General features: G+C 72.3%; 17 protein-coding genes. 7 read left to right on the top strand and 10 right to left on the bottom strand.

Features of this window, described 5'->3' with window-relative positions:
- Window positions 1–10 precede the first annotated feature (10 nt).
- The 5 genes from ACFY1S_RS13285 to ACFY1S_RS13265 all read right to left on the bottom strand — a co-directional run bounded on the left by ACFY1S_RS13285 (window position 11) and on the right by ACFY1S_RS13265 (window position 3,345).
- Window positions 11–703, bottom strand: a complete 693-nt coding sequence (locus tag ACFY1S_RS13285; RefSeq protein ID WP_387116591.1) for a hypothetical protein — start codon at window positions 701–703, stop codon at window positions 11–13.
- Window positions 700–1,545: an ATP-binding cassette domain-containing protein gene (locus tag ACFY1S_RS13280; RefSeq protein WP_387116588.1), complete on the bottom strand. Its 846-nt coding sequence runs from the start codon at window positions 1,543–1,545 to the stop codon at window positions 700–702. The genes ACFY1S_RS13285 and ACFY1S_RS13280 overlap by 4 nt, the downstream gene beginning before the upstream one ends.
- Window positions 1,542–1,880, bottom strand: coding sequence for a PadR family transcriptional regulator (locus ACFY1S_RS13275; protein WP_364369473.1), 339 nt, complete (start codon window positions 1,878–1,880; stop codon window positions 1,542–1,544). The genes ACFY1S_RS13280 and ACFY1S_RS13275 overlap by 4 nt, the downstream gene beginning before the upstream one ends.
- A gap of 103 nt (window positions 1,881–1,983) precedes the next feature.
- Window positions 1,984–2,703: a PP2C family protein-serine/threonine phosphatase gene (locus tag ACFY1S_RS13270; protein WP_387116585.1), complete on the bottom strand. Its 720-nt coding sequence runs from the start codon at window positions 2,701–2,703 to the stop codon at window positions 1,984–1,986.
- A 36-nt stretch (window positions 2,704–2,739) separates the two neighbouring features.
- Window positions 2,740–3,345, bottom strand: coding sequence for a helix-turn-helix domain-containing protein (locus ACFY1S_RS13265; protein ID WP_387116581.1), 606 nt, complete (start codon window positions 3,343–3,345; stop codon window positions 2,740–2,742).
- A gap of 56 nt (window positions 3,346–3,401) precedes the next feature.
- Here ACFY1S_RS13265 and ACFY1S_RS13260 point away from each other — a divergent pair, with 56 nt between their 5' ends.
- Window positions 3,402–4,637, top strand: coding sequence for a benzoate/H(+) symporter BenE family transporter (locus ACFY1S_RS13260; RefSeq protein WP_387116577.1), 1,236 nt, complete (start codon window positions 3,402–3,404; stop codon window positions 4,635–4,637).
- Between the two features lie 10 nt (window positions 4,638–4,647).
- On the opposite strand, the gene ACFY1S_RS13255 is transcribed toward ACFY1S_RS13260, so the two are convergent.
- From ACFY1S_RS13255 to ACFY1S_RS13240, 4 genes are all read right to left on the bottom strand, one after another.
- Window positions 4,648–5,019, bottom strand: a complete 372-nt coding sequence (locus ACFY1S_RS13255; RefSeq protein ID WP_387116574.1) for a hypothetical protein — start codon at window positions 5,017–5,019, stop codon at window positions 4,648–4,650.
- Between the two features lie 154 nt (window positions 5,020–5,173).
- Window positions 5,174–5,422 carry a hypothetical protein gene (locus tag ACFY1S_RS13250; protein ID WP_387116571.1) on the bottom strand — a complete coding sequence of 83 codons (249 nt, stop codon included), beginning with the start codon at window positions 5,420–5,422 and terminating at the stop codon, window positions 5,174–5,176.
- 83 nt (window positions 5,423–5,505) lie between these two features.
- Window positions 5,506–5,979, bottom strand: coding sequence for a large conductance mechanosensitive channel protein MscL (gene mscL, locus ACFY1S_RS13245; RefSeq protein ID WP_387116568.1), 474 nt, complete (start codon window positions 5,977–5,979; stop codon window positions 5,506–5,508).
- A gap of 39 nt (window positions 5,980–6,018) precedes the next feature.
- Complete coding sequence (locus ACFY1S_RS13240) at window positions 6,019–6,735, bottom strand: FadR/GntR family transcriptional regulator (RefSeq protein WP_387116565.1); 717 nt, start codon at window positions 6,733–6,735, stop codon at window positions 6,019–6,021.
- Window positions 6,736–6,785: 50 nt separating this feature from the next.
- Between ACFY1S_RS13240 and ACFY1S_RS13235 the strand changes: the two genes are divergently transcribed.
- Window positions 6,786–8,069 carry an MFS transporter gene (locus ACFY1S_RS13235; protein WP_387116562.1) on the top strand — a complete coding sequence of 428 codons (1,284 nt, stop codon included), beginning with the start codon at window positions 6,786–6,788 and terminating at the stop codon, window positions 8,067–8,069.
- A 13-nt stretch (window positions 8,070–8,082) separates the two neighbouring features.
- Here ACFY1S_RS13235 and ACFY1S_RS13230 read toward each other — a convergent pair whose 3' ends face one another.
- Complete coding sequence (locus ACFY1S_RS13230) at window positions 8,083–8,439, bottom strand: STAS domain-containing protein (protein WP_007454464.1); 357 nt, start codon at window positions 8,437–8,439, stop codon at window positions 8,083–8,085.
- 166 nt (window positions 8,440–8,605) lie between these two features.
- Between ACFY1S_RS13230 and ACFY1S_RS13225 the strand changes: the two genes are divergently transcribed.
- Genes ACFY1S_RS13225 through ACFY1S_RS13205 form a run of 5 tightly spaced genes read left to right on the top strand, consistent with a single transcriptional unit; the run spans window position 8,606 to window position 12,657 of the window.
- The gene (locus ACFY1S_RS13225; protein WP_387116558.1) at window positions 8,606–9,466 is read left to right on the top strand and encodes an STAS domain-containing protein; all 861 of its coding nucleotides are present in this window, start codon (window positions 8,606–8,608) and stop codon (window positions 9,464–9,466) included.
- Window positions 9,466–9,876, top strand: a complete 411-nt coding sequence (locus tag ACFY1S_RS13220; protein ID WP_364369450.1) for an STAS domain-containing protein — start codon at window positions 9,466–9,468, stop codon at window positions 9,874–9,876. The genes ACFY1S_RS13225 and ACFY1S_RS13220 overlap by 1 nt, the downstream gene beginning before the upstream one ends.
- Window positions 9,873–10,292, top strand: a complete 420-nt coding sequence (locus ACFY1S_RS13215) for an ATP-binding protein (RefSeq protein ID WP_387116555.1) — start codon at window positions 9,873–9,875, stop codon at window positions 10,290–10,292. The genes ACFY1S_RS13220 and ACFY1S_RS13215 overlap by 4 nt, the downstream gene beginning before the upstream one ends.
- Entirely contained in the window at window positions 10,280–11,299 is a 1,020-nt protein-coding gene (locus ACFY1S_RS13210) for a SpoIIE family protein phosphatase (protein ID WP_387116552.1), read from the top strand. Before ACFY1S_RS13215 ends, ACFY1S_RS13210 begins: the two co-directional genes overlap by 13 nt.
- Complete coding sequence (locus ACFY1S_RS13205; protein ID WP_387116549.1) at window positions 11,296–12,657, top strand: sensor histidine kinase; 1,362 nt, start codon at window positions 11,296–11,298, stop codon at window positions 12,655–12,657. The genes ACFY1S_RS13210 and ACFY1S_RS13205 overlap by 4 nt, the downstream gene beginning before the upstream one ends.
- The last annotated feature ends 6 nt before the right edge of the window (window positions 12,658–12,663 follow it).

Below are 12,663 nucleotides of genomic sequence, written 5' to 3'. Positions count from 1 at the left end.
GCCGGATCCGTCAGCCGACGGGCAGGTGGCGCAGGTGCCGGCGGCGGCGCAGCCGCACACTCGCGACTGTGGCCACGCCGAGCACGAGCAGGGCGGTCACGACGAGCCCGTGCAGCAGGCCCCGGCTGAGGTAACCCGCGTCGGTGTGGTCCACCGTCCAGGTGGCGATCTCCCGGCTCGACCAGAACGGCGTCAGCTTCGCCCCCGACCCGGCCGGGTCGATGAGCATCTGCACCGTCACCACGGTGAGCAGCAGCAGCGTGCCTTCCAGCTCGCGGGGCAGCAGAGTGCCGATCAACATCCCGAACGGCGCCGCCACGGCCACGGAGCAGAGCATCGCGGCGACCAGGCCGCCGTACCGCAGGTCCGCGCCGTCGAGCACGGGCAGCAGGAGGAACGGTACGGAGATGACAAGCCCCACCGTCCACAGGCCGAGCATCCGACCCAGGTAGAGGTGGTGCGGGCGGTAGCCGGCCAGCCGCAGCCTCGGCTCCAGCTCCCGCGCCGCGCTTGTGGCGAAGAGCGCGGCGGTGCTCACCGCCCAACCCACGCCGAGCAGCAGCGACCGGACCGACTGCCCGAGGTAGGCGTCCCGCCGGATCAGGTAGAAGGTCAACGGCATCAACAACAACAGCAGGAGTACGCCCCGACGCCGCAGCAGATCCCGTACGGTCATCTCGGCGACTGTGACGAGCCGGGTCACGCGCGGCCTCCTCGAACGCCGGGCGCGACCCGCCCGGACTGTTGTGCCGGGGTCAGGTCGAGCACGATGTCCACCCGGTCGAGCTGGTTGAGCAGGTGCGTCACCACGACGATCGCCGTGCCCGCGTCGCGCAGCCGGCCGAGCTGGTCCCAGAAGTTGACGTAGGTGCCCTGGTCGAAGCCCTGGTACGGCTCGTCGAGCAGCAGCACGTCGGGTTCGCTGAGGGTGGACATGGTCAGGTTGAGCTTCTGCCGGGTGCCGCCGGAGAGATGTCGGGCCTGGGTGTCCCCGCCCGCCTCCCAGCCGAGCTGTCGGGCGGCCACCCGACCGGCGCGACGGGCGGGCCCCCGCGGCACCCCCTGACCCGCGCCGATGAGCACGAAATGCTCGTCGGCGAGCAGGAAGTCGGCGGTGCCGCCGGACTGCGGGCAGTAGCCGAGCCGCCCGGAGACGGTCACCTCGCCGGCGTCGGGAGACATCAGCCCGGCGCAGATCCGCAGGAAGGTGCTCTTGCCGCACCCGTTCGCGCCGACGACGGCGGCGATCTGTCCGGCCCGGACGGTGAGCGAGGCGTCGCGCAGCACGGTCTGTCGGCCGTACCGCTTGGTGATGCCCGTCGCGTGCAGCCGGACCGGGCCGGGTCGCGGGGCGGGCGCGGTGCCGATGCTCTCCACTATCGCGCCCGCGTACTGCTGGGGTGGACCGAAGACGACCCAGGGGTCGCCGCCTCCCTCGCGCAGGTGTGTGGCGGCCTCGGCGACCACGTGCCGGACGGCGTCCGGCGCGACCCGGCGCTGGTGCAGCTCGGCCGTGAGCGCGCGGAGCCAGTAGTCGGCGTTCACCCGGCGACCCCCTTCGTGACGATGTCGTTCACCGGCCGGACGAAGGTCAGCCAGGCGCTGCCGCCCGAGCGCAGCGCCGCGTGCCCGTCGTCGGTGAGCCGGTAGTACTTGCGGGCGGGCCCGGCGCTGCCCTCGCGCCACTGCGCGGTGACCAGGCCGGTCTTCTGCAGGCGCAGGAGCACCGGATAGAGCGTGCCGCCCTGGATCGGCCCGACGCCCGCCGCGTCGAGCGCCTGGGCGAGCTGGTAGCCGTAGGACTCGCGCTCGGCCAGCAGGGCCAGTACGCAGATGTCGAGCACCCCCCGCAGCCACTGCCCGCGCCTGTCGGAATCCACAGGCGGACACTAGCGGCGCAACCTAGATGGCACAACTACCTACCGAGGCCGACCGGAGACCCGGCCGGACGGTCAGGTGACCGCTCGGACGGGTCGGGCGAGGTCAGCGAGTCGTGACGTCGGAGACGACGACCGTGACGTTGTCCGGAGCGCCGGCGTGGTGGGCCAGCTTCACCAACTGCTCGCCGCACTGCTGGCGGTCGGCGTACATGCCCAGCGCCGCGGCGATGGCGTCGTCCTCGACGTAGTCGGAGAGCCCGTCGCTGCACAGCAGCAGCCGGTCGCCGGGCACGACGGCGAGCACACCGACGGCCGGCGGGGTGTCGGCGCCCTGCACGGCCCGGGTCACCAGGGACCGCTGCGGATGGTGCCGGGCCTGGTCGGGGGAGAGCGTGCCCTGGTCGACGAGCGCCTGCACGAACGTGTCGTCGCGGGTGAGCTGGGTCAGCTCCCCGTCGCGCAGCAGGTAGCAGCGGGAGTCGCCGACCTGGGCCAGCACCAGCGTCTCCCCGGCGAGCAGCGCCGCGGTGAGCGTCGTACCCATCCCCTCACGGGTCGGGTCGACGGTGATGGCGGCGTGGATGCGCTGATTGGCGGTGCTGACCACGGCACGCAGGGCGTCCGCGGCCCCGTCGGGGTCGGTGGGCGGGGCCAGCTCGTCCAGGATCCGGATCACGATCTCGCTCGCCACCTCACCCGCGGGCAGCCCGCCCATGCCGTCGGCGACGGCGATCAGGCGGTCACCGGCGAGGGCGGAGTCCTCGTTGTTGGTGCGTACCAGGCCGATGTCGTTGAGGATGACCGAGCGGAGGATCAGCGTCATGGGGACAAGCTTGCCAAGAACAACCCGCGTTCGTCTCTACGGCTCCTGCGTCGGGTCGAGAAATGATTGCGATTTCCGGTCTGGACGGCTCGGGTAGCGCAGCAGCAGGCTGGCTGCGACCTCCTCGTCACCCACCGCTGCGTAGGTGTGCGGCACGTCCGAGACCCAGCGCAGGTGACCGCCGGCCGGTGCGGTGAGCGGCGCGTCGGCCGGGCCGGCCCGCAGCACACCGGCGAAGACGGTGATGTGTTCGGTGACGCCCGGTTGGTGGGCGGGGGAGAGTTGCGTGACGCCTGGCGCGACGCGCATCCGGTACAGCTCGTAGGTCGCGTCGGTGTCGGTGAACACCTCAAGCAGGGTTGCGGTGACGGCCGTGCCGTGCACGACGGGCTCGGCTGTCGGTTCGGCGAGCAGGGCGGTGAACGGTACGCCGAGCTGCGCGGTGACTGCCCAGAGCGTGTCCAGGGTCGGGTTGCGGGTGCCGTTCTCCAGGCCGGAGAGGGTGGCCTTTCCGACGCCTGCGAGCCGGGCCAGTGTGGACAGCGAGATCCCCCGCTCCTCGCGCAGGGCGCGGACCCGGCGTCCGACGACTGCGGGGTCCACGTCGAGGCCCGGCCGACGGGCTGGTGGTGGGTGCGGCACCCGGCTATCGTGCTACACGCTGTCGTTCCGTAAACGGAACGCTCGGGGAGGGTGGGATGGCTGGACGCGCGCAACCGGTGCTGGCCGGCGTGGTGACCGCACTCGTCGGCTTCGCCAGTTCGTTCACAGTCGTACTGGCCGGCCTCCGGGCCGCCGGCGCGTCGGACGCGCAGGCGGCCTCGGGCCTGCTCGCCCTCTGCGTCGCGTGCGGGCTCACCGCCGTCTGGCTGGGCTGGCGACACCGGATACCGATGAGCGTGGCCTGGTCGACGCCGGGCGCGGCGCTGCTCGTGGCGACCGGGTCACCGCCCGGCGGATGGCCTGTCGCGGTGGGCGCGTTCCTCGTCTCCGGCCTGCTGATCGTCGCGGCCGGACTGTTCCCGCCCCTCGGCAGGGCGGTGGCCGCCATCCCCAAGCCGGTGGCCGGCGCGATGCTCGCCGGGGTGCTGCTGCCACTGTGCACCGCCCCGGTCCGCGCGCTCGTCGAGGTGCCCACCGTGGCCGGCCCGGTGGTGGTCGGCTGGCTGCTGCTGCACCGGTTCGCCCGCCGCTGGGCGGTGCCCGGCGCGCTGCTCGTGGCGGTCGTGGCGATCGCGCTGACCTCGCCGTCGACAGGCGTGGGCGGCGCCGCGCTGATCCCGTCGGTCACTCTCACCGCGCCGGCCTGGAACGCGTCCGCGCTTGTCGGACTCGCCCTGCCGCTGTTCCTGGTCACCATGGCCGCGCAGAACGTGCCAGGCCTGGCGGTGCTGGTCGGCTACGGCTATCGGCCGCCGTTCGGGGCCGCGCTGCGGGCCACCGGACTGGCCAGCCTGCTCGCCGCACCGGCCGGCGGGCACGCGGTGAACCTCGCGGCGATCACCGCAGCCCTGGCCGCCGGCCCGGACGCCCACCCGGACCCTGAGCGCCGGTGGGTCGCCTCGGTCACCGCTGGCGTCGGACTGGCCCTGCTGGGGTTGGGTGCCGGCGTCGCCACCGCGCTTGTCGCCGTCGCCCCGCCGATCCTCATCGAGGCCGTCGCCGGTCTGGCCCTGCTGGGTGCGCTCGCCACGGCGCTCGCGGCGGCGGTGACCGACCCGGCGACCCGCGACGCCGCCGTCGTCACCTTCGTGGTGACCGCCTCCGGGGTGACGCTGATCGGTGTGGGCGGCGCATTCTGGGGACTGGTCGCCGGCTGCCTGATGCTGCTGCTCTTCCACCGCCGATCCGCTCCCGAGGCTCCGTCGGAGGGATCGACACCGGATCAGCGACGTAACGACGTCCCGGCCGACCGGGTGCGGGCGTCGTCATGAGGCGGGTGGATTACTCCTCGGGAGGCAGGTCGGTCACGCCCACGGCGAGACGCACCCGACCGTCGGCGACCGCCCCGATCTGGTCGGCCGGTACGTAGACCGCGCCGCTCTGCGTCAGCTCGGTGGTGACCTTCAGGTAGCCGGTGTGCAGCAGCCGCGCCGCCAGGTCGGCCGGCACGTCCGGCTCCTCGACCGCCGTCGCCTCGATCAGCTCGTCCAGGCTGCTGCCCGGGTCGGCGGCCGGCGTCTGCACGGTCACCGCGTTCGGATCGCCCCGCTGGACGAGATCCACCGTCCCGACCTCGGTGCCGGCAACGTCGATCACCGACATCCCGGTGGTGATCCGCGAGATGGTCGCCTGCTGCTCGTCCTGCTGATCCATCCTCCAGCGGTTCCCGGGGCGGCGAGCCGCTAAACGCCGGGACGGGCGGTGGTGCGCCGGGTATGACCGTGGGTCATATTCATACCCAGGTGTCATACCCCTCGAGAGCAGTACCGCCCCTCGGCCGCGTCCGCGACGGCCGTGAGCCCCGGAGTCAGCCGGACGTCGACCAGCCGCCCGGCGGGCGGGGAGACAGCTCCCGCCAGGTGTCCGTGCCGTCGAGAAGGGCCCGGACCGTCTCCTCGGCCTCGTCCGCACTGCCGTACTCGTAGAAACGGGAGATGCCCTCGGCGCCGCCGGCCCGCTGCTCGACATGCCACCGGTCGGCGTCCACCCGCAGGAAGACGTCCCGCCGGGCCAGCCGCCCCCACTTCCCGTTCCACCAGTGCTTTCGCTGCTCCATGGCGGGACTCTATCGAACATACGTACGAGAAGATGCGGGCCCCTGCGGGATTCCCACAGAGGCCGATGTGCATCCGTTCGGCGTCAGCGCTGCGCCGGCGGCTCGTGCCGGCGACCCAGCACGTCGTCGAGCGCTCCGCGCTGCTGGCCCGGGGTGGTGTGCCCGGCCGAGACCAGGGCGTCCCGGATCTCGGTGAGCAGCTTGACCTCCTCGCTCGGCGCCGAGGGCGGCGGCTCCTCGCCCCGCTTGCGCCGCTCGGCCAGCCGGTTCATCGGGTAGACGACCAGGAAATAGAGCGCCGCCGCGGTGAGCAGGAAGGTGATCACCGCGTTGATGAAGGCGATCCAGTCGAACGGGATGCCACGGAACGTGGGAGCCGTGCCGGCCAGGCCCTTGTCGCTGCCCGTGATGAGCAGCACGAAGACGCGGATCAGCGGTTCGAGGAACGACTTGGTGAGCTGGGTGACCACGCCCGTGAACGCGGCACCGATGACGACACCGACCGCCAGGTCGACGACGTTGCCGCGCATGATGAAATCTTTGAAGCCCTTGAGCATCCGTACTCCCGAGGTGTCCGGTTTTCCGTCCGGCACAACCTATGCCTCGCGGGCGGGCTCCAGAAACGCGCCGGCTTCGATCGCCGCCCGACCGGGCTCGCCGGCCCGGATAGCCTCGACCAGCCGGGAGTGGTCGACGTAACGCTCGGGGGTGAGCGCGTCACCCATCGCCTGGGCGACGGTGCTGCGCAGGGCCGCGCCGACCGAGGCGTACAGCTCGGCGAGCATGGCGTTGTGCGCGGCGGCGACCACAGCCGTGTGCAGCGCCGCGTCGGCCTCGACGAACGCGTCGACCCGGCCCGCGTGCCAGGCGGCCTCGCGGTCGGCGAGCGCGCGGTCGAGCGCCGCCAGGTCCTCGGGTGTACGCCGCAGCGCGGCGAGCCGGGCGGCCTCCACCTCGAAGGCGCGCCGCACCTCGATGACCTCGGTCATCCGGTCGTCGCCGAGTCGGCGGGCCACCACGGGGGCCAGCTCGTCGGTGGACACCACGTACGTGCCGGAGCCCTGCCGGCACTCCAGCACCCCGGCGTGCACCAGGGCGCGGACGGCCTCGCGGACCGTGTTGCGTCCCACGCCCAGCGCGGCGACGAGCTGCGGCTCGGTGGGGATGCGCCCACCGACAGGCCACTCACCGCCGAGGATCCGGGCCCGGAGCTGCTCGATGGTCTGCCGGACGCGGTGGCCGCGGGGTGGCACGGCGGGCTGGCCGTGCGGTGGCACCGGTGGCGCGGAGGCGGAATCGACAGACGGTGGCACTCGTTACATCACCGGGCCCAAATTCATCCCATGATTGTAGGTTAGAGGCCATGACTCCGCCACCCACCGCCGCTCCGGCGGCTCCCGCTCCCGTCGCCGTCGCCGTCGACACCGGCCCGGCGCGCGACCAGGCGGGGCGTCGGACGCACCCGGCGACCGGTGGCGCGCTCGTACTGGTCGGGATGCTGCTTGTCGCGCTCAACCTGCGTGCCGTGGTGACGAGCCTCGGCGCCCTGCTCGACGAGGTCCGCGACGGGCTGGGGCTCTCCGGCGCCATGGCCGGCCTCGTCACCACGCTGCCCACGATCGCGTTCGCCGGGCTGGGCGCGCTCACCCCGTGGCTGGTCCGCCGGGTGGCGCCGGCCCGGGTGCTCGTGGTCGCCATGCTCGCCCTCACCGCGGGGCAGGTGCTCCGGGCCACCACCGACTCGGCCTGGGTCTTCGTGTTCACAAGCGCGCTGGCGCTGGCCGGCATCGCGGTCGCCAACATCCTGCTGCCCATGCTGGTGAAGCAGCACTTCCCGCACCGCACCGGGCTGGTCACCGGGGCGTACACGATGGCGTTGACCCTGGGGACGACGGTGGCCGCGGCCTCCGCCGTGCCGATCGCGCACGCCTTCGGCTCCTGGCGGGCCGGGCTGGGCGTCTGGGCCGCGATGGCTGCGGTGGCCGTACTCCCGTGGGTGCCGCTGGCGCTGCGGGCCCGGGCGCGCGCACGGCGCGCGACCGCGACGGCGGCCGTCACCGCGCCCACCCGGGTCCGGCCGGCGCGGACCCGCCTGGGTTGGGCCATGGCCCTCTACTTCGGGGCGCAGTCACTCAGCGGGTACGCGATCATGGGCTGGCTGGCCCAGCTGTTCCGCGACGCCGGCTACCAGCCGGAGGCCGCCGGGCTGCTGCTCGCCGGGGTGACCGCGCTCGGCGTGCCGATCGCGCTGTTGATGCCCACCGTGGCCGGCCGGATGACCAGCCTGCGGCCCCTGGTGCTCGGGCTGACCACCGCGTCGACGCTCGCCTACCTGGGGCTGGCGCTCGCGCCGCGCGGAGCGGCGCTGCTCTGGGTGACCCTGCTGGCGATCGGCCAGGGCGCGTTCCCGATGATCCTGACCGCCATCGGCCTGCGCGCGCGCACCGCCGAGGGGACCGTCGCGCTCTCCGCGTTCGCGCAGAGCACCGGGTACGTCATCGCGGCGCTCGGCCCGCTGATGGTCGGCATCCTCTACGAGATCACCGGCGGCTGGACCGCGCCGATCGGATTCCTGCTGGCCGCGCTCGCCGTGCAGACGGCGGCGGGCATGGCGATCGCTCGTCCCCGCTACGTCGAGGACGAGTGATCGACGGCAGTGGTCAGGAGGACGCCGGCGTCGGTTCGCCGGCGACGGCCTCATCCACCGTCGGGTAGGTGTGCAGCACCTCGACCAGCCCGCTGACCTCGAGGATGCGCAGCACACCGCGCTGCGGGGCGGCCAGCCGCACCACACCGCCGGCCTCGTCGCAGCTGTTCTTGGCGCGGACGAAGACCGACAGACCGGTCGAGTCACAGAACGACACGTCCGCCAGGTCGAACACCAGCCGGTTACGGCCCTTGTCGAGCAGGTCGGTGATCTGGTCCTGCAACTGCGGTGCGGTCGCCATGTCCAGCTCGCCCGCGACCGACACGACGACCACGTCGCCGCGCTGTTCCGTGTGCACCGTCAGGGACATATGGCAGACCTCCTGTTATCGGGGGAACGGTATCCCACGACCGGGGTCGTACGCAGAAGGGGAGCCGCTATCCGGTGGCCATCCTCATTTCCGTTGCTACGGGGCAAGTAGTTCGCCAGTTCCCGGTGGTAGAGTCCGGCCGTTCCAGGTCGAGGGGGGTTTCGCAATGGCGTTGAACGCCGAGGAAAGTGGTCGGCTCGCCGCACTGCTCGGCGGACACGCCGAACAGGTCACGGCTCGGTGGACCGAGATCGTCACCGGTTCGTTGCGTGGCCGGCTCAGCCAGGCCGAGTTGCGCCGGCAGGTCCAGGATCTGCACAGCGCCATCACCACCACGGCCGGGCAGGGTGCCGTCGACCTGTCCGCCGAAAGCTCGGGCGAGCTGCGTGCCGCGCTCACCGAACTGTCCCGTGGGCGGGCCCGGCAGGGCTTCTCCGCCAGCGAGACCACGATCAGCATCTTCGCGCTCAAGGACGTGCTCGCCGAGCTGGTGCAGGAGGCCGGCGGCGCCAACGCGCTGCACGACTACATCGCCTTCTCCAAGCTGATCGACGAGCTGGGCCTGTTCACCTTCGAGAGCTTCGTCCGCACCCGCGAGAGCCTGATCGCCGACCAGGCCGAGCAGCTCCTGGAGCTCTCCACGCCTGTGGTCAAGCTCTGGGAGGGTGTGGTCGCCGTCCCGCTGGTCGGCACCCTGGACTCGGCGCGCGCCCAGGTGGTCATGGAGCGGCTGCTGCAGACCCTCGTCGACACCGGCTCGCCGTACGCGATCATCGACATCACCGGCGTCCCGGCGGTCGACACCCAGGTCGCCCAGCACATCCTGAAGACAGTGGTGGCCGCCCGACTGATGGGCGCCGACTGCATCATCTCCGGCATCCGGCCGCAGATCGCCCAGACCATCGTCGCGCTCGGCATCGAGTTCGGCGACATCGCCACCAAGGCGAGCCTCGCCGACGCGCTGCGCCACGTGCTGCGGCTCACCGGTGTGGAGACCCCCCGTCGCCAGCCGCGTAGGGACGCCTGATGGAACGCGTGCCGATCCTCAAGATCGGCGACATCCTGCTGGTCTCCATTCAGCTCGACATGTCCGACCAGACCGCGGTCCAGCTCCAGGAGGACCTCGCCGAGCGGATCGTCGACACCGGCTGCCACGGCGTGATCATCGACATCACCGCCCTGGACATCGTCGACTCCTTCGTCGGCCGGATGCTCTCCACCATCGCGTCGATCTCCAAGGTGCTCGACGCCGAGACGGTTGTCGTCGGGATGCGACCCGCCGTCGCCATCACCCTTGTCGAACTGGGGCTGTCGCTGAACGGCATCCGTACCGCGCTGAACGTCGAACGCGGCATGGAACTGATCGCGGCGGCCCGCGCCGACGAGCTCGAGTACCAGCTCGACGACGATCCGGACGCCGAGACGGCCACGCTGTGACTACTGGCGTCGACCTGGGCCAGCCGCAGGCGCAGGCGATCCGCAGCGACGAGGACGTGGTGCGCGTCCGGCAGTTGGTCCGTGCCGTGGCGGTGGCCGTCAAGCTGTCACTCGTCGACCAGACCAAGGTGGTCACGGCGGCGAGCGAACTGGCCCGCAACACACTGGTGTACGGCGGCGGCGGATCGGTCGACGTGGTGATCGTCGACAACGGCCGACGCAAGGGCGTACAGATCGTCTTCGCCGACTCCGGGCCCGGCATCCCCGACCTGGATCTGGCCCTCACCGACGGCTACACCACAGGCGGTGGCCTCGGCCTCGGCCTCAGCGGCGCCCGCCGGCTCGTCGACGAGTTCCAGATCGAGACGTCGGCGGAGACCGGAACACGCATCACGGTGACCAAGTGGTCACGGTGAGCGGGGACGCGGTCACCGACAGCGGCATCTGGTTCCGGGTGGACGCCGGCAGCGCAGCAAGCGCCGTCCGACGCGCCGCCGAACGCCTCGGCGCACAGGTGGAGATGGGTGCGGCACGCATCGCCGACCTCGCCATCGTCGCCGCCGAACTGACAAGCAACCTGGTCAAGCACGCCGACGACGGTGTCCTGCTGCTGCGGCCGGTCCGCCGCGCCGGGGAGGCCGGTGTGGAACTGGTAGCCATCGACTCCGGGCCCGGCATGGCCGACCTGACCGTCTCGTCCCGGGACGGGCACTCCACCAGCGGCACCCTCGGCATCGGCCTCGGCGCGATCGTCCGACAGGCCAGCTGGTTCGACGGGTACTCGCTGCCCGGCCGGGGCACCGTCCTCGCCGTACAGGTCTGGCCCGCCGCGCCGCCCGGGGTGTCCTGGGCCGGCGCCCTCGTCCGGCCGATCACAGGCGAGACGGTGAGCGGTGACGGGTACGCCGTCCGGGTCGCCGACGGCCGCCACCAGGTGCTGGTCAGCGACGGCCTGGGGCACGGCCCACTGGCCAACAACGCCACCGAGGCGGCACTTGCCGCGTTCCGCAGCGCCCCGGCCGGCCCGCCGGCGGCAGTCGTCGGACACCTGCACCGGAGCATGTCGCACACCCGCGGCGCCGCGCTCGCCGTCGCCGAACTGGCGGAGGGGGGCATGCTGCGGTACGCCGGGCTGGGCAACATCTCCGGCGTGATCGTCGAGGGGGACGGGCAGCGGCGGGGACTGGTGTCGCTGCCCGGCATCGCCGGGCACCAGCGGCCGACAATCCGGGAGTACGACTACCCGTTCGGGCCGGGCGCCCGGCTGGTGATGCACAGCGACGGGGTCGTCGACCGGTGGCGGTTGACCGATTATCCCGGTCTCGCCGAGCGGTCACCACTGGTGATGGCGGCCACCCTGCTGCGTGACGCCGGCGTACGACGCGACGACGCCTGCGTACTGGTAGCGAGGTCCTGGACATGACCGCGGAGCCGGCCGCGCTGCCGCTGTTGCAGATGGCGCTGCGGGTCGAGCAGGACATCTTCGTGATCCGCCAGCGGGGCCGGGAGGTGGCGGCCGTGGTCGGCCTCGAACACCAGGACCAGGTGCGGATCGCCACCGCGCTCAGCGAGGTCGCCCGGGACCTGCTGCGTACGACCGGCGGCGCCGACGTCTCGTTCCACATCGATGCGGGCATCGACGGCCGCTTCCACCTCCGCGCCGACCTGGCCCCGGTGACCCCGCTGCCCGGCGGCCGGTACGAGCCGCAGTCCGGCGCGGTGTCCCGACTGGTCGACACACTGAGCGTGTCGACCGTCGAGGGGGTTACGGTCGTGAGGATGTCCCGACGAGTCCCGGCCAGCGCGCCGACGCCGACCCCGGAGCGGCTCGCCGAGTTCCGTACCGAACTCGGCCGCACCGCGCCGGCCAGCGCGCTTGACGAGTTGACAGTCCAGAACGGGCAGCTCATCGCGGCGCTCGACGAGGTACGCAGCCAGCGCGACGAGCTGGCGGTGCTGAACGACGAGCTGGCCGAGACCAACAGGGGTGTACTGGCGCTCTACAACCAGCTCACCGAGGAGCTGGAGGAGACCAACAGGGGTGTGGTCGCCCTCTACGCCGAGCTGGACGAGAAGTCGGCCCAGCTGCGCGCGGCGAGCGAGTCGAAGAGCCGGTTCCTGGCCAACGTGAGCCACGAGCTGCGCGCCCCGGTCACCGCGATCATCGGGTTGGGTCGGCTGCTCTCCGACTCGTCCTCCGACCCGCTCACCGCCGAGCAGGCCCGCCAGGTCGGTCTGATCCGCTCGTCGGCGGAGGATCTGCTCGGGCTGGTAAACGAACTTCTGGACCTGGCCAAGGCCGAGTCCGGCCGGATCGAGCCGGACTGGGCGGACGTGGACCTGCGCCCGGTCTTCGGCCAGCTGCGCGGCACACTGCGCGCGCTCGCCACCCGCCCCGAGGTCGAGCTGGTGGTGGATGAGCCGCCGGTGCCCGCCGTGCTGCGCACCGACGAGGTGCTGCTCGGCCAGGTGCTGCGCAACCTCCTGCACAACGGCCTGAAGTTCACCGAGCGCGGCCAGGTGCGGCTGCGCGCCGAGCGGCACGGCGACAGGTGGAGCTTCAAGGTCAGCGACACCGGCCCCGGCATCGCCCCGGAGCTGCACGATCGGATCTTCGAGGAGTTCTACCAGGTGCCGGGCGCCACCCGTGTCGGCGGCACCGGCCTGGGCCTACCGTACGCCCGGCGGTTGGTGACGCTGCTCGGCGGGACGCTGGAGCTGGCCAGCGAACCGGGCCGAGGCAGCACGTTCACCGTCTCCCTGCCCACCGGCGGAGTGTGACGGTGG

The sequence above is a fragment of the Micromonospora sp. NPDC000663 genome (assembly GCF_042898105.1).
GTDB lineage: Bacteria > Actinomycetota > Actinomycetes > Mycobacteriales > Micromonosporaceae > Micromonospora.
Note: the sequence above shows the minus strand (reverse complement) of the source record. Positions and strands in the feature narration are given on the sequence as shown.